Origin of the sequence: Bogoriella caseilytica (genome assembly GCF_003752405.1) — a bacterium.
GTDB classification, from domain to species: Bacteria; Actinomycetota; Actinomycetes; order Actinomycetales; family Actinomycetaceae; genus Allobogoriella; species Allobogoriella caseilytica.
Window position 1 is genome coordinate 2,656,713 of the sequence record NZ_RKHK01000001.1, and the last position, 21,676, is coordinate 2,678,388.

Here is a 21,676-nt window from a genome sequence, read left to right on the forward strand (position 1 = left end):
AGGATGTCGCAGGGCACGGACCGGCGACGACGGAAGTCCCCGCCCGGTGGGCTGGACCGCCCACAGGACAGGCCCGTGCGGCTGCCACGCGGGCAGGTACGCGCGTCCGGGAGATTGGCGGCGGCCAGTACATCGCTGCAACGGCCTCTCGGCCCTCGACTCGTGCATCCGAGGTGCATGCCCTGCCCAGCTTCGAGGAGTTCTACATCGGATACGCCGACCGCTCGCGAGTAGCCCCGGCGGAGATTCGCACCATTATCGGCCCGGCGAAGAACGGCATGGTCGTGCCGATCCTGATCCGTGATGGCGAGATCATCGGCCGCTGGCGGCCCCCTGCCCCGGCGCAGCGCAGCACAGCGGGCCCGGAGGTCGAGCTCTTCACCCCAGCCGATGTCTCCGCGGCGCTCGCTCGCAGCATGGCGGCCATCCGGGGCTGACCTGCGAGCGGGATCGGGCCCGCCTGCTGGTCCGCCGCGCCGGCCGGGCGTGGCGTGACGTGGCATAGCTGCCCGCGTCATAGCGTGACGGCATGACGGTGGCCGAGCATGAGGAGCTTCTGGTGGGGTTCGCCCGGCACTTGCGCCTGCGCCGCAACCTCTCCGCACACACCGTGCGCGCCTACCAGGGGGACGTCAGCTCGCTCCTCACGCATCTGGAGGAGCGCGAGCAGGAGCTCGCGAAGCTCGACCTGAGCGCACTACGCAGCTGGCTCGCCGGCGAGCAGCGCCGGGGCCTGGCGCGGTCTTCCCTGGCTCGCCGAGTGGCCGCCGTACGCACCTTCACCGCCTGGGCCGCGAAGAGCGGGCACCTCCCCAGTGACGTGGGGGCGCGATTGCGGAGCCCCAGCCCGGATCGGCACTTGCCCAGTGTGCTGGGCGCCGAGCAGGCGGTTGCGCTCCTGGAGACCGCCCGGGAGGCGGCCGAGGAAGCCGACGTTGACGCCACCAATCCAGAGTCGCGCGGCGTCCATGCTGCAGCGCTGCGCGACTGGGCTGCCTTCGAAGCCCTTTATGCCACGGGCGTTCGCATCAGCGAACTCCTCGGCGCGGACCTTGGCGATCTTGACCTTGGTGAGCGGATTCTGCGCGTCACCGGCAAGGGAGATAAGCAACGGGTCGCGCCCTTCGGCATGCCGGCCGCACGCGCGATGCAGGAGTACCTCGACCACGGGCGCCCGAGCTTGCTGGGGGAGCGTTCGGGCAAGGCGATCTTCCTTGGCGTGCGCGGCGGTCGGCTCGATCCGCGCACGCTGCGCGGCGCCCTGCACCGTCTCGCTGCCCGGGCCGGGGTTCCCGATCTTTCGCCGCACGGTCTGCGGCATTCGGCGGCGACGCACCTGCTGGCCGGTGGCTCCGATCTGCGCACCGTCCAGGAGATCCTCGGGCATTCCTCGCTTGCCACGACCCAGCGCTACACCCACGTCACGCCGGAGCGCTTGCGTTCCACCTACACCCAGGCCCACCCCCGCGCCTGAGAGCCTCGCGACGTGGGGGTGGGCCTGGGTGTAGGGGGTGCCGGTGATGGCGCTACTGGTCCTTGCGCAGGGCGGCCAGCCGGGCCTCGATCTCGGCGTCTCTGCTGTGGTCTTCGAGCTCAGCGAACTGTGACTCCAAGCTGGCGCCCTGCAGCTCGGCGTGACCGGCCACCCGTGCCTCCTCGCGCCGCACCTGATCCTCGAAGCGGGAGACCTCCGTGGTGGGGTCGAGCACATTGATCGATGAGAGGGCGCTCTGCACGGTCGATTGCGCCTGGGCTGTCTTGGCGCGGGCCACCAGCTGGTCGCGCTTGGTGGTCAGTTCCGTCAGTTTGGTCCGCATCTGGGTGAGACCGGTCTTGAGCTTCTCCACCACCTCACGCTGGGAGGCGATGGCCGGCTCTGCGGTCTTGGCCGAATCCTCCGCGGCGATCTGCTTGCCCACGGCGACGCGAGCCAGGTTCTCGAAGCGCTCGGCCTCCTCGGCGTTGCCTGCTTCGCGCAGCTGGCTGGCGCGGTTCGCTGCGGCCAGGGCCTTGTTGCCCCAGTCCTTGGCCTCTTCCAGGTCACTGGCGTGGTCCTGCTCGGCCAGGCGCAACGAGCCGATGGTCTGGGCGACGGCGTCCTCGGCCTCGCGAATGGAGTTGGTGTAGTCGCGCACGAGCTGGTCAAGCATCTTCTGCGGATCCTCGGCGCGGTCGAGCAAGGCGTTGATGTTCGCCTTGGTCAGCTGGCTGATTCGGCCGAGGATGGTCTGCTTCTGTGCCATGGTGCTGCCCTTCGTAGAATTCGGTCACTGATTGGTTCAACGGGCCTGTGCTGTGCAGGGTTCCGACGGGCTCTGCCCGTGGAGGCTCAGAACCGGCCGCCGCCGCCGCGGCGACCGCCGCCGAAGCTGCCTCCGCCTCCGCGGCGCCCGCCACCGCTGAAGCCCCCACCGAAGCCGCCGCGGGAGCCCCCACCGAAGCCGCCGCGGGAGCCACCTCGCGACCCGCCACCCCACGAGCTACCGCCGCCCCATCCGCCGCGGTGACCGCGGTTGTTGTTGCCCATCCCGCCGAGGATCCCGCCGAGGATCAGCGAACCCACGTCGATGCCTCCGCCGCGCTGACCGCCCTGATGGCCGCCACCGAAACCGCCGCCAAAGCCTCCACCCCAGCCCTGATGGTCCTGCTGGGCGAGAGCTTCCGCCTGGTCCGCCAAACGCTCCGCCTGGCCCACTACCTCGCGGGCTCTCACGGGATCCTGGTGCTGAAGGGCATGAGCTTCGTTGCGGAGACGCTGAGCTTCCGAGAGCCGCGTACGCGCCTGTTGCCCCACCGTGCCGCGGTGGGTGGAGACGTACGAGGAGATCTGCGTGATGCGGGCATCAAGGCGATGCAGCCGGCTGACCAACTGCGCCACCGCTCTCCGGCGATTCTCCTCCTCCTGGCGCAGGGGAGCGAGGATGTTGTCCAGGCCCGTCTCAGCCTGCTCGACGCGCTGCAGGGCAGCAATAGGGTCGCCACCGTCTTGCGCCTGCCGGCCCTGCTCGAGAGCGGCTGTGCCCTCATCCCGGCGGGCGGTGACCTCGGGATCATTCGGAGCAAGGCGGTTCGCATCGTTGATGTCGGCGCGCAGGGAGTCCATGGCCGAGGGCAGGCCCTCCGCGGCCTGGGTGAGCATGGCGCCGGACTGGTCGACTTCACGCAACAGCTCGGCCGCCTGACCGATGGCCTCCTCGGCGATCTGCAGATGCGTCACTGCTGTCTGGCGGTCACCGTCGGTGACGCACTGCTGCCCGGTGGACACCGAGTCGCGCGCGGCCTGAAGGAGCTGCTCTGCCTCATCAGGTGCGGCGGCCACGGAAGCGAGGGCGGTCTGGGGGTACTGGGTGCCGAGGTGGGCCAGGCGTGCCCGGGCACCGTCGAGGCGAGAGCTCACTTCATCGGCCCGCTGGCCCATCTCGGCCAGAGCCTGGGGAGCCTTGGCCTGGAGGTCGCGCAGCGTGGCGAAGTGACTCGATTGGGCCTCGAGGGCTTCGCCGATCCTCTCAGTGAACGACAGGATCTCCGCGTATGCCTGGCGCTGGTGATCCTCTGCATCGATGGTGCCGTCGTCAATCTGCTGGCGGAGCGAGAACGCGCGTTGGCCCAGCTGTTTCGCGTCATTCAGGGCGGCGGTGTAGCGGTCGGTAGCCTCAAGACCGAACTGCGCCTGAGCGAAGCCCAGTTCCTCGTCCGAGGACCGGAGATCATTGTCGGTCTCCAGCAGCGCCTGGCCTGCCCGAACAGCAAGTTCCTCAGTCGGCAGGGTGAGCGGGTGGCCAGGCGGCAAGGGCTTCCCATCCGGTCCCAGTGGCGGTGCGTTGCGGCGCTGCCACCAGCGATACAGGACGTAGCCTCCGATGACGAGTCCAGCGAGCAACACCAGCACGAGGAGCGTTCCGGTGCCGAACCCGCCTCCCGATCCGCCGGTGTGCTCTCCGGAAGAGGTATCTGAGTCCTCTGCAGCGAGATCCTCGACGGCCTCGGCAAAGGCGATGGCCGCTTGCGACCAATCACCCTGCGAGAGGTGAGGTACCACGTCCTGGCCGGCTCGCTGATCCAGAGCTTCGGGGGAGTAGGGCGCGTTGTCGTCGCCACTGACACCCCAAGCGCCCTCATCGATCGCCACCGCCAGCAGTGGATTGTTGCTGCCGAGACCCGAACTGACAGCGCTCTCGACCGCCCAGTCTCCTCCGGTGGCACCATCGAAGTCCGATACGAAGGCCACGAAGACCACCTGCCCCGTTTCCGCGGCGACGCGGTCGAAGGCCTCCAGTACCTCGGCGACATCGCTGTCACTGAGGGCACCGGCAGAGTCGTAAACCTGACCGGTGAGGTCGGCCGGAGGCTCCGCTGCAGCAGGCAGAGCGGTGACCACCCCCAGAGCGACAGAGGCGAGGGCGGCTGAGAACACACGTGCGGCGCGGAGACTCACGTACTGATCTTTCCCCGGGGACGGCACTTCGAGCAACGTGCGGCGAACCCCTACGGTGGCCGGATGGGCACGGTCAGGCTGACGGGTTCAGGAGGCCTTCGCTGGTGAGGCCGAGTTCGGCCGGCACCAGGACCGTGCCGCGCGCAGTGTCTGGGGGCGCATGACCGCAGGCATCGAGCGCTGGTACTCCATCGCGGGACGGGCCGACTGATCACCGCCGTCCGACGGGAAGCAGCCGGATCACTGGCCGCTCGTCGAGGAGGATCATGGGGTCGATGTAGCTGTTCGGCCCGGTCCGCGCACCCCAGTGCAGGCATTCTGCTGATGCCGGGCAGTGCCCGGACGCGAGATGGCCGAGCAGGTCACCTGCGCTGACGGCATCACCGGAAGCGACGGACGGTTCGACAGGCTCGTAGGTGGTGCGCAGCCCGTCGGCGTGATCGACCGAGACCACGTAGCGGTCCACCACCCAGCCGGCGAAGGCGACGACGCCGGCACCGGCTGAGAGCACCTCTTCTCCGGCCGGGTGTGCCAGGTCCACGCCACGATGCCCGGGGCCCCAGGGATCCGAGGGGGCTTCGAATCCGCGCAGCACCTCCGTTGCGCCGCCGGTGGGCCAGACGTAGCCGCGCGTGCTGGGGATCTGGGCGCTCCGCGGAGCCGTGGATGTGCCGACGGATCTCTCGGAGCTGGTCCGTACCGCCGGTGCGGTGTCACCGTCAGTGAGCTCCCGGCCGTCCACGGGCCAGGCGCCGACCGGCAGCGCCGCGAGGAGCACCAGGGCAAGCACTATCGGCGGCACGAGCGTGAGACGTAGCAGGAGCTGGCGCATGGCATGAGCGTGCCCGGGCACCACCGTCCTCCCGTCTGGATCGGCGTAGCCGATGTGGGCGAGGAGGCGTGCGGATTGGCATCTGTGTATGAGATGGCGGGCTGCGGCGCCTACCTACCGGCCCGCATTCCCGGCTGTGCGGTACGGCCCGGCGTCTGAAAGCGCCCCATCACTTGCCGTGCGCTACAGCTCTACTGCGCGATCACAGTGCTCGAGTACGAGCGGATCGTGCGTGGCGATCAGAGCGCCCATGCCAGCCTCGGCCCGCCGCCGGATGAGAGTGAGCACCGTGCGAGATGCTGGAGCATCAAGGTGTGAAGACGGCTCGTCGGCAAGGAGGACCTTCGGCTCGTTGGCGAGTGCGCGAGCGAGGAGGACGCGCTGACGTTCGCCGCCTGAGAGCGTGCCCGCTGTGAACTGCGTTGCCGGCAGCGCGTCCACGCTCTTCAGGAGTTCAAGCACGCGGGCATGCCGATCACCGCGGGAGAGGCGCGGCTGCCCCAGCCTCACCGGGAGCGCAAGGTTGCTCGCCACTGACTCCTCGTCAATCAACCCGCCATGTTGGGGAAGGATGCCGAAATAGCACCTCCTGAGGAACGCCAAACGTGATCTGCTCGAGAGATCGAGAGTCTCGTCTGAGATGAGCACATCGCCGGAATCGGGCTGGAGCAGACCGCACGCGATGTTGAGCGCAGTGGTCTTGCCCGAACCAGAGGGTCCGAGCAGCGCAACCACTTCACCAGGAGCCACACCGAACGAGAGGGAGTCCAGAACGGAGCGTGTGCGCTCGCCGTCAGGAAATGACTTCGACACGTTGCGAAGCGCGACCAGTTCAGCTGGTGAGGTGCTCATTCGGGGCAAGACCCTTCCGGTAGATAGACGCCGCGGAAATCGCTGTCAGCACTACGTGAACTACGACGAGGCCAACGGCTAGATAGACCACGACGCCTGGATCGAAGTCAGCTGTGGAGGGTCCGCCGGCGAGCATGTTCCACGCGACAAAGAAGGCGAAGGCAGCCGGTGCCGTCGCCGCGGCCAGGATGAGGACGCTCTGGCGAACCACGAAGCCGAGTCGATGGGCCCCGAACGACGCCTCGATGGCGTAGCAGCGCCGGAAGCGATGCCACAGTGCCGACTGGATGAGGAGGAAGCCGAGAAGGGTGCTGATCGTGCCCATCAGAGCCACCAAGAAGGTTGCCAAGGAAACGATGGCTGAGGACCGCTCCGCGATTCCTGGCCCAGATTGCGTCTCAACTGCGTAGTACTGCGCCGTGCCGTGACTGTTCAACTCGTCAATGAGGTGATCCAGATCGCTCGAGGCGCAGGCGCAGGCGAATCGTTCAGCTGGCCATTCGAACGTTTGTGGTCTCTCCAGTGGAAGGCGGGTGGCGTCGGAGGGGTGTATCAGTGCCCAGTTCCCCGTTGCCTGTGCTCCCCGATCGACCGGGCTGTCGCCTCGTGGGGCAGACTCGAGAAGTCGCGTGGTCGAGATGGGTTCCATTGTGGCGTCAATATATGCGCGCCACGAACCGCGTTCTTCATCGCTCCATACGGTTGGCTGCCCAGGTGTGGAATGAACCGATGGATCACTTGGCCATGTCAGCCCGATGACGACGATTCCCTGCGTGGACGGCGCGGGCTCCGGCGAGTGTGACTCGGCGTGCCAGATCTCCTGAGCGTCCAGCCAGAGGTAACTACCTGGGTGGTTCTCGGTCATGGTCAGCAGCGCAGCCGACCTCGGGTCGTCCTGCAACTGATAGGGCGGAGGCGACTGCACCTCCATGTAGTGGCGCGCGTCGACATCTAGCGCGCCGATTCGGTAGGTGTTTCCCTGCTGTTCAGAGGTGAAGATCTGCACTGCGGGCAGCGTGAACGAGGCCATGTAGGCCAGAATGAAGCTCGTCATCAAGACCATCGGTGCCGTCGTGGCGAGGATGGCCAGTCCTCGTCGCAGGTCGGCAATAATGCGGCTAGCGTGGAATCGCATACCAGGTCCGCAACGTGAAGATGGCGGCGACTATGGTCATGGCGAGGCTCGACAAGGTCCCAGCAGTAAGCCCTGCGAGTCCGTCCAGCGCTGTCGGTGCGCTCATCCCGAATCCGGCGACTGATCGTCCAAGCGCCCCCAGCGCGACTACTGATCCAGCTCCGACGGCGAGACCGGTGAGCAACGGGGGATACATTCGATTCAGGAACCGGCCGAACAAGGCTCTGATAGGTGCGCCGGCCAGCAACGCCGGTGCCACGCTAGCGCGGATTTTATTGGCATAGAACCACGATCCTAGAGCTGGAATGGCCTGGGTGAGCGAAGCTGACAGTCCTAGGATGATCGTGCCGATGTTCGTCGGAAGAACGCCTCCGGCGAGGCCGCCGTAGGTATCAATCCGAAGGACCTGCAATCCGTTTCTCTCGAGAAGGTTCGCTAGCGCGTCCAATTCGGAGTCTGTCACCCCCGTCGTGGCGAAGATGCCGCTGGCTGGAGGAGTGAGTGCTGGCGAGGTGACAGCGGCTAGCGGGTGCCCGAAGAACTGCAGGTCGGAACTGAAGGTGCCCAGCTCATCGGCGCGGGTGCCCAATGCTCCCCGGACTGCCAGCTCGATGCCAGGGACGCACTCCGTCACCATGAACCCTTGCACGTCGAGTTCGCTGAGGGAGCGGAATTCATGATCGGAACCGAAAGACCCGTGGCGGTCGTAGACCGTGACGATGCCGGAGGCCCACGACGCCGTGTGTGCGACGGAGAGCCCCGCTTCCTCGGTCATGCGGATGAGCTGGGCTGCGAACTCCGGGTCTCGTTCGTCATCGCTTTGCGGTGTGGTGTAGACCAGCGCGTGGGCCTCGGTAACGCCGAGGCGTTCGTTGGCCCACGGAGTGCGACCAGTGTCCGCCGCGAAGGCGAAAGCCCAGAGCGTCACGACGGCCACTGTTACCGCTAGTGACAATATGAGCTTCATGGGTCCTTGGATGGGGTACAGCAGCGGCTGGGCGCCAGGATAGGTGTGCCGATGACGATGCTGCGACGAGTTGAGGTCTGTCAAGGCCTGGATGCGCGTGGTGATGAAATCGGAACCTGAGTCGCACTGGGGTTTTCATTTCGCTACGTGTGTCGCCACTCGAACGTGCGCACTTTCCTCTTTGATAGGTGTCTCACCGAGGGTGATGTGAACACACCTGGCCGGACCGGTCCCGGTGGCGAGGGCCCGCAGTGGCGTGGGAGATCGGCCGTGTATGCCACGTGACCGGGATCGCGCCGATCTCGCGTGGGAGTACGGGTCTCAGCGGCCATTCATCCGCTAGAGTTGCCCCCGAGCCGGGTCCCCCCGGCTGACATCGCGTGCCCGCATATCCCCGCACCAGCCTGCTTTGACCGCACCCGCGGTCAGTGCAGGACCGAGGTCGGGGAGGCGAGGGGGCAACGGTCCCGCACCGGGAACGATCCGGTGCAGGCAGTCTCCCGCCGCAGGCACCAGGGCTCATAGAGCAGACAACCGGAACACCAGGGCTCCGGCTGGCGCGCAAGTGTCAGCGTGGGCCCCTAACGCGCGGGCATGGGCCCGCGCCAGGAAGGACGAGCCATGGCCGTCGTCACCATGCGCCAGCTCCTCGAGAGCGGCGTCCACTTCGGGCACCAGACCCGTCGCTGGAACCCCAAGATGAAGCGCTTTATCTTCACCGAGCGCAATGGCATCTACATCATCGACCTGCAGCAGTCGCTGAAGGACATCGACCGCTCCTACGAGTTCGTGAAGGAGACGGTGGCCCACGGTGGCTCCATCCTCTTCGTGGGCACCAAGAAGCAGGCTCAGGAGTCCATCGCCGAGCAGGCCCAGCGAGTCGGCATGCCCTACGTGAACCAGCGTTGGCTCGGTGGCATGCTCACCAACTTCCAGACCGTCTCCAAGCGCCTCCAGCGCCTCAAGGAGCTCGAGCAGGTCGACTTCGATGATGTGGCCTCCTCGGGCTTCACCAAGAAGGAACTGCTCATGCAGCGCCGCGAGAAGGACAAGCTCGCCCGCACCCTCGGCGGTATCCGCGACATGGGCAAGGTTCCCTCCGCCGTCTGGATCGTGGACACCAACAAGGAGCACCTGGCTGTCGCCGAGGCGAAGAAGCTGAACATCCCGATCGTCGCGATCCTGGACACCAACTGCGACCCGGACGAGGTCGACTACCGCATCCCGGGCAACGACGACGCCATCCGCGCCGTCGGGCTGCTCACCCGTGTGATCGCCGACGCCGCGGCCGAGGGCCTGGTCAAGCGACACGGTGGGGGAGAGGCTGCTGAGGCCACGGAGGCCGAGCCGCTGGCCGCCTGGGAGCGCGAGCTCCTCGAGAGCCAGGGCGAGCAGCCCGGCACCACTGCGGCGCCGGCTGAGGCCGACCCGGCCACCGGTGATGTCACCGCACAGGCTGCCGAGGCCGCCGACCAGGCTGCCGGCGGAAGCGCCGAGCCGGCCGACGTCGTCGCCGCTGCCGAGGATGCCGAGGCCGTGGAGGGCAAGGCCGCCGAGGCTCCCGAGGCCGTTGACGCGCCCGAGGCCACCGAGGTTGCGGGCAACGCCCCGGCCGCCGAGGACGCGAAGGCCGCCGAGGCTGAGTCCACCGACGCTGACACTGCCGAGAAGGCCTGACCACCACCGCTGAGAGGATCTGAGGATCAACATGGCGAACTACACCGCCGCTGACATCAAGGCCCTGCGCGAGAAGACCGGCGCGGGCATGCTCGACGTCAAGAAGGCTCTCGACGAGGCCGACGGCGACCAGGAGAAGGCGCTGGAGATCATCCGCGTCAAGGGCCTCAAGGGCGTTGCCAAGCGTGAGGGCCGCACCGTGGGTGAGGGCCTCGTGGCCGCCGAGGTCGTCTCGACCGACTCCGGTGAGACCGGCGTCCTGGTCGAGGTGAACGCCGAGACCGACTTCGTGGTCAAGAACGAGCAGTTCATCGCCTTCTCCGAGAAGGTCCTGGCCGCGGCAGTGTCCTCCGGAGCCGAGGACGTCGAGGCGCTGCTCAGCGCCCCGACCGAGGGCGGCACCGTCAAGGATCTGCTGGACAACACTGCCGCGACGCTGGGCGAGAAGATCGTGATCAACCGGATCGAGCGCGTTTCCGGTGAGAAGGTCGCCACCTACCTGCACCGCACGGCCAAGGACCTGCCCCCCTCGGTGGGCGTCCTGGTGGCCACGGACGCCGCTGGCGCCTCCGTCGGTCGCGACGTGGCCATGCATGTGGCTGCCTACTCCCCGAACTTCCTCTCCCGCGACGAGGTCCCCGCCGACGTCGTCGCCAACGAGGAGCGCATCGCGGAGGAGACCGCTCGCAACGAGAACAAGCCCGAGCAGGCGCTGCCCAAGATCGTTCAGGGGCGCGTCAACGGCTTCTACAAGGAGAACGTGCTGGTCGACCAGCCCTTCGCCAAGGAGCCGAAGAAGACCGTCGGCGCCGTCGTGAGTGAGGCTGGTGGCACCATCACCGGCTTCGTCCGCATCCGCGTCGGATCCTGAGTGATCCTCGGCCCCGGTTCCCTCGTGGAACCGGGGCCGAGTCGCATCTCCACACCTCCGGCGGGGCGCCCGCGGGACCGGTCCTGCCGGTTGCTCAGCGCGCTGGCCCGCCGGGGAGCAGGCACTATGAGAGCCCGGTTCGCCGAAGAAGAGGATGGTCATGACTGACTCCGAGGGCGCCCCCACGGCACCCCTGACACCCCCGCATGGTCCCGCTGTCCCGCCACGACGGGGTGAGCCGGCCCGTGGCCGCCGTGTTTTGCTCAAGCTTTCCGGTGAGGTCTTCGGCGGCGGCAAGGTCGGGCTCGACCCCGATGTGGTGGCCGGTATCGCTCGCCAGGTCGCGGCCGCGGTTCCCGAGGTGCAGGTGGCCATCGTGGTGGGCGGCGGGAACTTCTTCCGCGGCGCCGAACTGTCCCAGCGCGGCATCGACCGGGCACGCGCGGACTACATGGGGATGCTCGGCACCGTCATGAACGCGCTCGCCCTGCAGGACTTCCTGGAACAGGCCGGCGTGCGCACCCGGGTGCAGACCGCCATCACCATGGGGCAGGTGGCCGAGCCGTACATTCCCTTGCGCGCCATCCGCCACATGGAGAAGGGCCGTGTGGTCGTCTTCGGTGCTGGCGCGGGTATGCCGTACTTCTCCACGGACACGGTCTCCGCCCAGCGTGCGCTGGAGACCCACTGCGACGAGGTCCTGGTGGGGAAGAACGGTGTGGACGGCGTCTACACCGCGGATCCGCGCACCGATCCCAGTGCGGTCAAGCTCGATAACCTCACCTACGCCGACGCGCTGCAGCAGAACCTGCGCGTGGTTGACGCCGCTGCTTTCTCCCTGTGCATGGACAACGACCTCACGATGCGCGTCTTCGGCATGGGCCCCGAGGGGAACGTCACGCGGGCCCTGCGGGGTGAGAAGATCGGAACACTGGTCACCACCCAGAGCATCGACAACGCCGCCGGCGATCGAGCCGGCCACCAACCCAAGGAGTGACGCCGTGATCGACGAGGCCCTGCTCGAGGCTGAAGACAAGATGGACAAGGCCGTGGAACATGTGCGTGAGGAGCTGGGCAACATTCGCTCCGGTCGCGCCAACGCGGCCATGTTCACCGGGATCCTGGTGGACTACTACGGCGCCCCCACACCGCTGCAGCAGCTCGGATCGGTGACCATCCCGGAGGCACGCAGCGTGTTCATCGCGCCGTACGATCGCAGCTCCACGGACGCGATCGTGCGCGCAGTGCGCGAGTCCGACCTCGGCGTGAACCCCACCGATGATGGCCAGGTCATCCGGGTGAACCTTCCCGAACTCACCGAAGAGCGCCGCCGGGACTACGTCAAGCTCGCACGCACCAAGGGTGAGGATGCCCGGATCGCCATCCGCGCCGTGCGCCGCAAGGCCAAGGAAGAACTCGACCGGATCAAGAAGGACGGCGACGCCGGCGAGGATGAGGTCGAGCGCGCCGAGAAGGAGCTCGAGAGCGTGACCAAGTCTCACGTGGAGAAGGTCGACGCGCTGCTGGAGGGTAAGGAGAAGGAACTGCTCGAGGTCTGAGGATCAACGCCGGCGCCGCTGGTGCGCGTCGGCATCGCCCGCCCCGCCACCCGGGCGCGCGGGACAGCGAGAAGGGACGCAGACGTGAGCGAGGATGCCGAAGCGCAGGCACTCGAGCGATTGCGCGAAGACGCCCGCGAGGCGTTGGTCGAGCCCGCAGCGCCCCGCCCCGATGCCCACGCGAGCAGCAAGGCCGGACGCAACCTGCCGGCCGCGATCGGGGTGGGCCTCAGCCTGCTCGCCGTGGTCGGTCTGAGCCTGTTCCTGCGGCGCGAGGCCTTTCTCGCGTTGGCGATCGTCGCCGTGGCTGGGGCGTTGTGGGAACTCGCCAAGGCCTTCGGCCAGCGCGAGATCCGCATCCCCGTGCTCCCGCTCTGGGTGGGCTCCACCGGCATCCTCATCTCGGCGTGGGTTGCCGGCGCCGAGGCCATGCTGCTGGCCTTTGTCCTGACCTGTGGCGGGGTGTTCCTCTGGCGTGTTCTTGACGGTGGCGGGCCCGCCGCGGTCCGGGATGCCTCGGCCTCGATTTTCGCTGCCGCCTACGTGCCCCTGCTCGGCGGGTTCGCGATTCTGCTCCTGCGCCACGAGCTGGGTGCCTGGCTGGTGCTCACCGTGCTGCTCGTCGCGGTGGCCAACGATGTGGGCGGCTACATCGCCGGTGTGCTCTTCGGCCGCACGCCCATGGCCAAATCCATCAGCCCCAAGAAATCCTGGGAAGGAGCGGCCGGGTCGCTGCTCCTGACCGCCACCGTGGCCACCGTCCTGGTCAGTGTGGTCCTGGACGGCCCCGTGTGGGGCGGCCTGCTGCTCGGAGTGGTGGCGGTGGCCGCCGCCACCACCGGTGACCTCGCCGAGTCCTTGCTCAAACGCGATCTTGGTCTCAAAGACATGGGCAGCTTGCTGCCCGGCCACGGCGGCGTCATGGACCGGCTCGATTCCATTCTCATCTGTGCACCCGTCAGCTATCTGGTGCTCAGCTTCGTGGTTCCCGGTCTCTAGCTCGTCGGTGCGCTCGCGGCCCCGCCAGCCTGGCGCTCACGGCACCTGGGCGGGGCGCCCCGCCCGGGTGCGCCGCCGATGACACAATGACCGCGGCGGGTACGAGCCTGCCCCAGCAACGGAAGGATGCGTGTGATGGCGGCGATGTTCCCCACCGCAAGCAGGCTGCGTACGGGTTACGACCGCGAGCAGGTCGAGGCTTTCTTCGAGCGCGCTCGTTCCGCGTATGAGTCGGAGCAGTCCGGCGCAGCAGAGGACGCGGTCGATGAGAACGCCGTCGCCAGTGTGTCCTTCGATCTCGTGCGCGGCGGTTACCTGACCAGTTCCGTGGACTCCGCCCTCGACCGTCTGCAGACCGCCTTCATCCAGCGCCACCGCACCGCCTTCATCGCCGAGCACGGTGAGGAGAAGTGGATGGAGCACATCGCCGAACGTGCTACCACCCTCTACCCGCGCCTGTTGCGCCCGGCAGGGGAGCGATTCCAGGCGCCGGAACGCGGTCGCGGCTACGACCGCGAGGAGGTCGATGCGTTGCTTGAGCGCCTCACGCGGTACTTCGACCGCGATGGGCATCTCACTGCCGAGGAACTCCGCACGGCGACCTTCACCAGTGCTCGCCGCTCCCGCGCCTACCACGAGGGCACGGTCGACGCCTACCTGGCCCGCGCCGTCGAAGTTCTGGCCTCGGTCGAGTGACGGCCGCAGCTTCGAGCCCACGAGACCTGGTGATCCTCGGTTCCACCGGGTCCATCGGCACCCAGGCCCTCGAGGTCGTCGCCGCTCACCCCGGGCGCTTCCGGGTTCGCGCGCTGACCGCCGGCGGATCCGATCCCGCCCTGCTGGCCGCGCAGGCCCTCGACTTCGGCGCCGAGACGGTGGTGGTGGCCCGGGCGGAGGCCGTCGCGCCGCTGCGCGAGGCCCTCGCCGCGCGGAACGCGGAGTCGCCAGGCACTGCACCCGGGCCCGAGGTCCTCGCCGGCGCGGAGGCGCAGGCCGGGATCGCCGGGAGCCTGAGGGAGGACGGCGTGGTCCTCAACGGCGTCACCGGCTCGGTTGGTCTCGCCCCGACACTCGCCGCGCTGCGCTCCGGCGCCACCCTGGGGCTGGCGAACAAGGAGTCCCTCGTGGTCGGCGGCGCGCTGGTCCAGGCCGCGCAGGTCCGGCCAGGGCAGGTGGTTCCGGTGGACTCCGAGCACAGCGCCATGGCTCAGGCGCTGGCCTCGGGGCGACACGAGAAAGGCATGACCAGCCCGGTGATCACCGGGCGCAGCGAGGTCCGGCGGCTGGTCCTCACCGCCTCGGGCGGACCTTTCCGAGGGAAGCGGCGCGCAGACCTCACCGAGGTCACCCCCGAACAGGCCCTCGCCCATCCCACCTGGGCGATGGGGCCGGTGAACACGCTGAACTCTTCGACCTTGATCAACAAAGGGCTCGAACTCATCGAGGCCAGCCTGCTTTTCGATATTCCCGCGGACGACATCACCGTGGTGGTTCACCCGCAGTCGGTCGTCCACTCCATGGTGGAGTTCCATGACGGCTCGACCATGGCGCAGGCCTCCCCGCCGGACATGCGGCTGCCGATCGCCCTGGGCCTGTCCTGGCCCGAACGGCTCCCTGGCGTCTCGGAGCCCTGTTCCTGGGATCAGGCGGCAACGTGGACCTTCGAGCCGCTGGACGAGGAGGTGTTCCCGGCCGTCTCTCTCGCCCGGGCTGCTGCCGACGCCTCGGCGACCCACCCGGCGGTCCTGAATGCCGCCAACGAACAGTGCGTGGACGCTTTTCTGGCCGGGCGCTTGGACTACCTCGGCATTGTGGACACCGTGCGCGAGGTGCTGGAGGAGCACGACGGCCCTGCGGGTGAGGCGAGTCTCGACGGCATCCTCGGCGCCGAGGAGCGCGCCCGGGCCCGCGCCGACGAGCTCATCTCGCGCCGCGCCGGATAGTCCCCGGACGCAGCCCCACGCGGCGGGGGCACGGACCGTACCCTGAGCCGGTGGACTTCCTCATCGGCGTCGGTATTCTCGCGTTCGGGCTCATCCTGTCCATCGCCCTGCATGAGATCGGGCACCTGGTCCCCGCGAAGCTCTTCGGCGTGAAGACCCCGCAGTACATGGTCGGTTTCGGTCCCACCCTGTGGTCGACCACGAGGAAAGGCACGGAGTACGGCCTCAAGGCGATTCCGCTGGGCGGTTACGTGCGAATGCTCGGGATGTTCCCCCCCGGGCGGCCGGGCCGCACACGCACCCGCAAGGACGGCCGCCTCACCCTGGTCGAGGAGGCACGGGTCTCGGCGCTGGAGGAACTCGGAGAGGGAGAGCAGCACCGCGCCTTCTACCGGCTCAGCGTGCCGAAGAAGCTGGTGGTCATGCTCGGCGGGCCGGCCATGAACCTGCTGATCGCCGTCGGGCTCCTCGCGATCGTGGTCACCACTGTGGGCGTGGGCACGACCACCAACACGCTGGGCACTGTGCAGCAGTGTCTCCCCGGTGATGCCGAAGCCACCGAGTGCACCGATGCCGACCCGGCCGCTCCGGCCGCAGAAGCGGGCCTGGCCCCTGGTGACACGGTGATCTCCTGGGGCGGCCAGTCCGTGAGCGAATGGGAGGACCTCACCGCAGCCATCGCCGCTGGCGGGATCCAGGCCACCGAGATCGAGGTGCTGCGTGCCGGCGCGAGCGCCCCGGAGACCCTCACCGTCACCCCGGCACTGGTGGAGCGCCCGGTGTTCGATGAGCGCGGCGCCGTCGTGGAGAGCGAGTCCGGTGAGCCTCTCACCCAGCAACAGCCCTTCGTCGGCATCAGCCCCACCTGGGAACTGCGACGGCAGCCGGTGACCGAGGTGCCCCAGATGAGCTGGGAACTCTTCACCGCCACGGGTGAGATTGTGCTCACCTTGCCCCAGCGACTGGTCGACATCGCCGGTGCCGCCTTCGGTTCGGGTGAGCGCGACGGCGCGGTGGTCGGACTGGTGGGGGTGGGCCGTTTCGCCGGTGAGATCGCCTCCATCGAGGTCGAGGACTACGGCATGACCGAACGTGCCGTCGACATGACGAGTCTGCTGCTCAGCCTCAACATGGCTCTCTTCGTCTTCAATCTCATCCCCCTCCTGCCGCTCGACGGCGGCCACGTGGCCGGGGCACTGTGGGAGGGATTGCGGCGTCAGATCGCACGGTTGCGCGGCAAGCCCGATCCCGGCCCGGTCGACACCGCGCGCCTGCTGCCGCTGACCTACGTGGTGGTCGTCTTCATCATCGGCATGTCGCTGCTGCTGGCCTATGCGGACATCGTGCGACCGGTCAGCCTGATGGGTGGTTAGCGAGCTACGCCTCACCCGCCACGGACCGCAAGAACATCTAGACTCGTCCTCGTGAGCACCCCTATTTCCCTCGGCATGCCGACCGTCAAGGAAGCGCCGCCGGTCCTGAGCCCGCGCAAACCGACGCGCAAGATCCGCGTGGGCCAGGTCGAGGTCGGGGGCGATGCCCCGGTGTCGGTGCAATCGATGACCACCACCAAGACCCACGACATCAACGCCACCCTGCAGCAGATCGCCGAGCTGACCGCGTCGGGCTGCGACATCGTGCGCGTGGCCTGCCCTACCGACAAGGACGCTGCGGCACTGCCCATCATCGCGAAGAAGTCGCAGATCCCGGTTATCGCCGACATCCACTTCCAGCCCAAGTACGTGTTCGCCGCCATTGAGGCCGGATGCGGCGCGGTGCGGGTGAACCCCGGGAACATCCGCAAGTTCGACGATCAGGTCGGGGCCATCGCTCAAGCAGCCAAGGACGCCGGCGTCTCCTTGCGCATCGGCGTCAATGCCGGATCCTTGGACCCGCGACTCCTGGAGAAATACGGCAAGGCCACCCCGGAGGCCCTGGTGGAGTCCGCAGTCTGGGAGGCCAGCCTCTTCGAGGAGCACGATTTCCACGACTTCAAGATCTCGGTGAAGCACAACGACCCCGTTGTGATGGTGCGCGCCTACGAGATGCTCTCCGAACGCGGTGACTGGCCCCTGCACCTGGGTGTGACCGAGGCAGGCCCGGCCTTCCAGGGCACCATCAAGTCCGCGACCGCTTTCGGCGCTCTGCTCTCCCAGGGCATCGGTGACACCATTCGCGTCTCGCTCTCGGCTCCACCGGCCGAGGAGGTCAAGGTGGGCTCGCAGATCCTGGAGTCGCTCAACCTGCGCCCCCGCAAGCTCGAGATCGTCTCCTGCCCCTCGTGTGGGCGCGCCCAGGTTGACGTCTACGAACTCGCCGACTCGGTGACCGCCGGGCTCGAAGGAATGACCGTGCCGCTTCGCGTGGCCGTGATGGGCTGCGTGGTCAACGGACCGGGTGAAGCTCGTGAGGCAGATCTCGGCGTGGCCTCCGGCAACGGCAAGGGCCAGATCTTCGTCAAGGGCGAGGTCATCAAGACTGTGCCGGAAGACCAGATTGTCGAGACCCTCATCGCCGAGGCCGAACGCATCGCGGCGGACATGGGAATCGAGGACCAGGAGCAGCACGGCGCCACGGGTAGCCCCGTCGTCACCGTGAGCTGATACCGGGGCCATGAAGCTCTGGCGCCGCACGACCGCGGCGGTCCGACCCTTGGAGACCGAGCACCGTCACCTCGCACTGGAGGTCTGCCGGCGCGATCCGGTCGCTTCCGTCGTGGCCGCGGTCCAGGCCGAGTACCTCGGATACAGCAGGACCGCCGGGGCACAGATGCTGGGCGTCTTCGGCGCCGAGCGTGGCGCCGCCCGGCCCGAGGCGCTGTGCTGGTTCGGCGCCAATCTTGTCCCCGTCGGGGTCGAGGAACGCCACCTGGATCCGCTGGCCACGTACCTGCGACGCCGGGGACGGCGCTGCTCCTCGCTCGTGGGGCCCGCCGAGCAGGTGCTGGAGCTCTGGGAGCGCCTCGCACCCCATTGGAGCGAGCCCCGGGAGGTGCGCGCCGATCAGCCCTCGATGGTGATCGATACCGACCCGTTGATCGAGGCCGACCCGCACGTACGCGTCGCCAGAGTCGAGGAGACCTCGCTCATCGTCCCGGCCTCGGTGGCGATGTTCACCGAGGAGGTCGGATACGACCCCACGGTGGCCGGCGGGGCCTATGCCAGCCGCGTCGCCGAACTCGCCGCGGGGGAGCGCACGTACGTGCGGATCGAGGATCTCGGCGGCGGGCCGGAGGTGGTCTTCAAGGCTGATGTGGGTGCGCTCGCGATCGGCGTGGCGCAGATCCAGGGGGTCTGGGTCCATCCAGAACGCCGCGGTCAGGGCCTGGGGAAGCGGGGGATGGCGGCGGTGGTCGCCGATGTGCGGGCGCGCCTGGCACCGACGGTCTCCCTGTACGTCAACGGGTACAACGATCCGGCGATCGCCACGTACCGGCGGGTGGGTTTCCGCCAGGTCGGTAGCTACGCGACGGTGCTCTTCTGAGCGCAGCGAACCCGCATATGCCGCGCGGACTGCGCACCGCTGAGCGTGCCCGTGCTGCCGCTCTCGCTAGGCTGAGCTGGTGACTGGGGTGGAGAGGGGCGAGTACGACGATGCAGCACTGCGCACCGCGGTGCTTGGCGCAGACTCGCAGGGTGCACGGCGGCTGCTCGCGGCGCGCCCGGAACGCCACCAGGATGACGTCCTGAGAACTCTTGCTCTCCTCGCCGCCGGTGACGGCCCGGCCGCTGCCCTGGCCACGGAACTCCTCCTCGAAGAGCTGGATTCCTCGCAGGTCGTGCATCGCTTCGCCGGCGCCGCTCTGCTCGATCACTCTGCGGTCGACGACGTGGTGCAGGATTCGCTGATCTCCATCGCCGGCTCGATCGGCTCATACTCCGGCAAGGCCAAGGTCACCACATGGGTGCATGCGATTGTGCGACGCCGGGTGGTCGATCACCTGCGCCGCCAGCGCGCCACCTCGCCCCTGCCGCCGGAGGAGGCCGGCCCCGCTGAGCGGATGAGTTCGATGCTCGCCACCCGGGCCACCCTGCGCGAGGCACTGGAGGCTCTCCCGGAGCTCTACCGGGCCCCTGTCACCCTCCGCGACGTCGAGGGTCTGCCCTACGCCGAGGTGGCCGAACGCCTGGGCCGTGCTCCGGGCACCGTCAAAGCGCAGATATCCCGGGGCCGCGCCCTGTTGGCCGCCGCGCTGCGCGGCACGACCGAGGGCCACGACCTCCGCGAGGCTCCATGAGTGAGCGGCTGGGGCGCTACCGTCTGGAGGAGGTCATCGGCGTCGGGTCCTTCGCCACGGTGCATCGGGCCGTGGACGAAGCCCTCCTGGACACCGTGGTCATCAAGATGCTCGCGGAGAACCACAGCCTGAACCCCGAGATCCGCGAGCGATTCATCGCCGAAGGGCGCAGTCTTCGCAAGGTGGCCAGCCCGCACGTGGTGGGCGTCCACGACATCGGGGAGAACGAGCGACACCAGCCCTATCTTGTGCTGGAACACGCCGATCGGGGCACGCTGGCAGCTCGTGTCGGTGCGCTCCGCCAGCAGGGATGGGTCGCCTCGCCCGCCGATGCGCTGGCCCTCGCGCGCCAACTTGCCGCCGCGATCGCCGCCGTCCACCGCGCCAACCTCGTGCACCGTGACCTGAGCCCTGGCAATCTCCTGCTCACCGCAGTTCCCGAGGCCGATCAGTGGGGCGGGAGCAGTGGCCGCGTCGCTTCGGCCGTGGTGGGCTTCGATGAACGACTCGTGGTGGCCGACCTCGGCATGTGCAAGGACCTGGCGCTGAACTCCGGGCTGACCGTCGGGGGAGGGACGGCGGGGTTCCGGCCACCTGAGCAGGACGGCCCAGGTGTGGTCGACACTCGCGCGGACCTGTGGGCGATGTCGGCGCTGTTGCTCTGGCTGTGCTCCCCCTCCGGGGCCGAGCACGGCCTGCCCGAGAGCTTCTTCGCAGCCGTACGCCGCAGCTACGCCGCCGAGCCCGAAGAACGTCATCCCGACGTCGCCGCCTGGCTCGCCGAGATCGAGGGTGCGATAGCGGGGACGGGCATCGCCGCCTCCTCTCCGGGGGGCCCGGGCTTGCCCCCACCCGCAGGAGATCCTCGATCGCAAGCCGGCACCATGCTGCTACCTGAGGCCGGCGGCGGTCCGGCAATCGCGGATCAGGCCCCGGTGCAGCCGGGTGATGGCACGCCGATCGTCGGACCACCTGCCGATCCTTCCGGTGGGTCCCGAGCTCGCTCCTGGCGCCTGGCCCGGGGCGCAGTCGCGGTGCTGGTCGCGGCGCTGCTCGGTCTGGGGGCGGGCTGGTGGATCGCCTCCTCCGGTGCGCCGAGCGCCGCCGGTGGTGCGCAGATTGCTGTCTCCGGGCCCGAGACGGCGGAGGTGGGAGAACCCGTGAGCTTCGAGGCGCTCGCCGATGGAGTCGACTCCTGGGTCTGGTCGCTACCCACCGGCGCCTTCGAGGCCGACGCGGAACGCGTCACCTTGACGGCATCGAGTCCGGGGATGGCTGAGGTGGTGCTGCGGGCCCGCGCGCCGGACGGGACAGACCTTGAGGTGCGGCACCGCTTCGTCGTCGAGCCGTGACCGGCGTCACGGCTCGACGCTGCAACCTTCTGCGGCCCCGGCCCGACGTACCGGTGTACACATCAGCAGCTCCACACCTCGTTCCCTCCAGGAGAGTGATCGTATGAACCGCACTGCACGCGCTTCCGCCGTCAGCATTGCCCTGGCCACCGGCCTTGTGCTGGCTGCCTGCGGGCAGGACGCCGATGACAACGCTGCCGAGTTCGAGCCGGACGACGCGGCCACACAGGACGAGGCGCCGGCCGATGACGACACCGACACCAGCGATGACGACGCGACCGGTGACGACGCCGCTGGTGACGACACCGCTGGTGACGACGCGGCCGATGACGACACGACCGGTGATACGTCTGGTGCCGCGGGGGACATCCCCGCCGAGTACGACGGCGTGCTGGCCGCCATCGACCTGGCCGCCAGCGAGGTCGGCGGTCCAGCCTTCGAGCTCGACGAGGACGACGGTCGCTGGGAGATCTACGTGTCGCTGGACGGCCGCGAGGTCGAGGTCGCGGTGAACCGGGAAGGCACCGAGATTCTCGGCCAGGAGCCTGACGATGACGGGCTGGACTCCGATGAGCAGGCTCTGCTCGAAGCCGCAGGCGAGGTCACCATGGCCGATGCCTTGCGTCTGGCCATCGTCGAGCACGGTGGCACCGCCGAGGTCGAAGAGATCGAGGTCTCGAGCCGCGATGGCCTGCCCGTGTGGTCGGTTGAGTTCCGCGACAGCGTGGACGTCTATGTCGACCCTGCCGCGCAGGAAGTTGTGCACGTCGACCGCTGACCTGCTTGCCCCCGCAGGGGTGAGGTCGGGCCGGGTGCG

General features: G+C 68.4%; 20 protein-coding genes and 1 pseudogene. 15 read left to right on the plus strand and 6 right to left on the minus strand.

The window, feature by feature from the left end:
• Positions 1-17: 17 nt before the first annotated feature.
• Together EDD31_RS14810 and EDD31_RS11935 are read left to right on the plus strand one after the other, a co-directional pair.
• Positions 18-437, plus strand: a pseudogene (locus EDD31_RS14810) (DNA glycosylase AlkZ-like family protein); the annotation flags it as partial.
• 92 nt (positions 438-529) lie between these two features.
• On the plus strand, positions 530-1,474 hold the full coding sequence (locus EDD31_RS11935) for a tyrosine recombinase XerC (protein WP_123304350.1): 945 nt from the start codon (positions 530-532) through the stop codon (positions 1,472-1,474).
• A 52-nt stretch (positions 1,475-1,526) separates the two neighbouring features.
• Here EDD31_RS11935 and EDD31_RS11940 read toward each other — a convergent pair whose 3' ends face one another.
• The 6 genes from EDD31_RS11940 to EDD31_RS11970 form a co-directional block, all read right to left on the minus strand.
• Positions 1,527-2,243 (minus strand): PspA/IM30 family protein, encoded by a 717-nt coding sequence (locus EDD31_RS11940; RefSeq protein WP_123304351.1) that lies wholly within the window; start codon positions 2,241-2,243, stop codon positions 1,527-1,529.
• An 86-nt stretch (positions 2,244-2,329) separates the two neighbouring features.
• Entirely contained in the window at positions 2,330-4,435 is a 2,106-nt protein-coding gene (locus tag EDD31_RS14900) for a TPM domain-containing protein (RefSeq protein ID WP_211336115.1), read from the minus strand.
• A 211-nt stretch (positions 4,436-4,646) separates the two neighbouring features.
• Positions 4,647-5,267 carry a M23 family metallopeptidase gene (locus tag EDD31_RS11955; protein ID WP_123305491.1) on the minus strand — a complete coding sequence of 207 codons (621 nt, stop codon included), beginning with the start codon at positions 5,265-5,267 and terminating at the stop codon, positions 4,647-4,649.
• Positions 5,268-5,450: 183 nt separating this feature from the next.
• Positions 5,451-6,119: an ABC transporter ATP-binding protein gene (locus EDD31_RS11960; protein WP_123304353.1), complete on the minus strand. Its 669-nt coding sequence runs from the start codon at positions 6,117-6,119 to the stop codon at positions 5,451-5,453.
• The gene (locus tag EDD31_RS11965; RefSeq protein WP_148058945.1) at positions 6,100-7,254 is read right to left on the minus strand and encodes a hypothetical protein; all 1,155 of its coding nucleotides are present in this window, start codon (positions 7,252-7,254) and stop codon (positions 6,100-6,102) included. The genes EDD31_RS11960 and EDD31_RS11965 overlap by 20 nt, the downstream gene beginning before the upstream one ends.
• Positions 7,238-8,221, minus strand: a complete 984-nt coding sequence (locus EDD31_RS11970; RefSeq protein ID WP_148058946.1) for a hypothetical protein — start codon at positions 8,219-8,221, stop codon at positions 7,238-7,240. The genes EDD31_RS11965 and EDD31_RS11970 overlap by 17 nt, the downstream gene beginning before the upstream one ends.
• Before the next feature lie 621 nt (positions 8,222-8,842).
• Between EDD31_RS11970 and rpsB the strand changes: the two genes are divergently transcribed.
• From rpsB to EDD31_RS12035, 13 genes are all read left to right on the plus strand, one after another.
• Positions 8,843-9,898: a 30S ribosomal protein S2 gene (gene rpsB / locus EDD31_RS11975; protein ID WP_123304356.1), complete on the plus strand. Its 1,056-nt coding sequence runs from the start codon at positions 8,843-8,845 to the stop codon at positions 9,896-9,898.
• Positions 9,899-9,929: 31 nt separating this feature from the next.
• Positions 9,930-10,769 (plus strand): translation elongation factor Ts, encoded by an 840-nt coding sequence (gene tsf / locus EDD31_RS11980; protein ID WP_123304357.1) that lies wholly within the window; start codon positions 9,930-9,932, stop codon positions 10,767-10,769.
• 160 nt (positions 10,770-10,929) lie between these two features.
• On the plus strand, positions 10,930-11,766 hold the full coding sequence (pyrH, locus tag EDD31_RS11985) for a UMP kinase (protein WP_123305493.1): 837 nt from the start codon (positions 10,930-10,932) through the stop codon (positions 11,764-11,766).
• 4 nt (positions 11,767-11,770) lie between these two features.
• Positions 11,771-12,328 (plus strand): ribosome recycling factor, encoded by a 558-nt coding sequence (gene frr / locus EDD31_RS11990; protein ID WP_123304358.1) that lies wholly within the window; start codon positions 11,771-11,773, stop codon positions 12,326-12,328.
• Positions 12,329-12,412: 84 nt separating this feature from the next.
• On the plus strand, positions 12,413-13,327 hold the full coding sequence (locus tag EDD31_RS11995; RefSeq protein WP_245991160.1) for a phosphatidate cytidylyltransferase: 915 nt from the start codon (positions 12,413-12,415) through the stop codon (positions 13,325-13,327).
• A 135-nt stretch (positions 13,328-13,462) separates the two neighbouring features.
• A complete protein-coding gene (locus EDD31_RS12000) occupies positions 13,463-14,023 on the plus strand; it encodes a DivIVA domain-containing protein (protein WP_123304359.1) in 561 nt (186 codons plus the stop codon).
• Positions 14,020-15,270 carry a 1-deoxy-D-xylulose-5-phosphate reductoisomerase gene (gene dxr, locus EDD31_RS12005; protein WP_123304360.1) on the plus strand — a complete coding sequence of 417 codons (1,251 nt, stop codon included), beginning with the start codon at positions 14,020-14,022 and terminating at the stop codon, positions 15,268-15,270. The genes EDD31_RS12000 and dxr overlap by 4 nt, the downstream gene beginning before the upstream one ends.
• 50 nt (positions 15,271-15,320) lie before the next feature.
• A complete protein-coding gene (locus tag EDD31_RS12010) occupies positions 15,321-16,643 on the plus strand; it encodes a M50 family metallopeptidase (RefSeq protein WP_123304361.1) in 1,323 nt (440 codons plus the stop codon).
• A gap of 75 nt (positions 16,644-16,718) precedes the next feature.
• Positions 16,719-17,873, plus strand: a complete 1,155-nt coding sequence (gene ispG, locus EDD31_RS12015; RefSeq protein ID WP_123304362.1) for a flavodoxin-dependent (E)-4-hydroxy-3-methylbut-2-enyl-diphosphate synthase — start codon at positions 16,719-16,721, stop codon at positions 17,871-17,873.
• A gap of 10 nt (positions 17,874-17,883) precedes the next feature.
• Positions 17,884-18,753 (plus strand): GNAT family N-acetyltransferase, encoded by an 870-nt coding sequence (locus tag EDD31_RS12020; protein ID WP_211336116.1) that lies wholly within the window; start codon positions 17,884-17,886, stop codon positions 18,751-18,753.
• A 79-nt stretch (positions 18,754-18,832) separates the two neighbouring features.
• Complete coding sequence (locus tag EDD31_RS12025; protein ID WP_170163293.1) at positions 18,833-19,507, plus strand: RNA polymerase sigma factor; 675 nt, start codon at positions 18,833-18,835, stop codon at positions 19,505-19,507.
• Positions 19,504-20,859: a serine/threonine-protein kinase gene (locus EDD31_RS12030; protein ID WP_123304363.1), complete on the plus strand. Its 1,356-nt coding sequence runs from the start codon at positions 19,504-19,506 to the stop codon at positions 20,857-20,859. Before EDD31_RS12025 ends, EDD31_RS12030 begins: the two co-directional genes overlap by 4 nt.
• Before the next feature lie 103 nt (positions 20,860-20,962).
• The gene (locus EDD31_RS12035) at positions 20,963-21,637 is read left to right on the plus strand and encodes a hypothetical protein (RefSeq protein WP_123304364.1); all 675 of its coding nucleotides are present in this window, start codon (positions 20,963-20,965) and stop codon (positions 21,635-21,637) included.
• The last annotated feature ends 39 nt before the right edge of the window (positions 21,638-21,676 follow it).

Bases quoted from the DNA above. Each gene is read 5' to 3' on its own strand.
- EDD31_RS11935 (WP_123304350.1), top strand. From the start codon at position 530: ATGACGGTGGCCGAGCATGAGGAGCTTCTGGTGGGGTTCGCCCGGCAC.
- EDD31_RS11940 (WP_123304351.1), bottom strand. From the start codon at position 2,243: ATGGCACAGAAGCAGACCATCCTCGGCCGAATCAGCCAGCTGACCAAG.
- EDD31_RS11955 (WP_123305491.1), bottom strand. From the start codon at position 5,267: ATGCGCCAGCTCCTGCTACGTCTCACGCTCGTGCCGCCGATAGTGCTT.
- EDD31_RS11960 (WP_123304353.1), bottom strand. From the start codon at position 6,119: ATGAGCACCTCACCAGCTGAACTGGTCGCGCTTCGCAACGTGTCGAAG.
- EDD31_RS11965 (WP_148058945.1), bottom strand. From the start codon at position 7,254: ATGCGATTCCACGCTAGCCGCATTATTGCCGACCTGCGACGAGGACTG.
- EDD31_RS11970 (WP_148058946.1), bottom strand. From the start codon at position 8,221: ATGAAGCTCATATTGTCACTAGCGGTAACAGTGGCCGTCGTGACGCTC.
- rpsB (WP_123304356.1), top strand. From the start codon at position 8,843: ATGGCCGTCGTCACCATGCGCCAGCTCCTCGAGAGCGGCGTCCACTTC.
- tsf (WP_123304357.1), top strand. From the start codon at position 9,930: ATGGCGAACTACACCGCCGCTGACATCAAGGCCCTGCGCGAGAAGACC.
- pyrH (WP_123305493.1), top strand. From the start codon at position 10,930: ATGACTGACTCCGAGGGCGCCCCCACGGCACCCCTGACACCCCCGCAT.
- EDD31_RS12000 (WP_123304359.1), top strand. From the start codon at position 13,463: ATGGCGGCGATGTTCCCCACCGCAAGCAGGCTGCGTACGGGTTACGAC.
- ispG (WP_123304362.1), top strand. From the start codon at position 16,719: ATGCCGACCGTCAAGGAAGCGCCGCCGGTCCTGAGCCCGCGCAAACCG.
- EDD31_RS12020 (WP_211336116.1), top strand. From the start codon at position 17,884: ATGAAGCTCTGGCGCCGCACGACCGCGGCGGTCCGACCCTTGGAGACC.
- EDD31_RS12030 (WP_123304363.1), top strand. From the start codon at position 19,504: ATGAGTGAGCGGCTGGGGCGCTACCGTCTGGAGGAGGTCATCGGCGTC.
- EDD31_RS12035 (WP_123304364.1), top strand. From the start codon at position 20,963: ATGAACCGCACTGCACGCGCTTCCGCCGTCAGCATTGCCCTGGCCACC.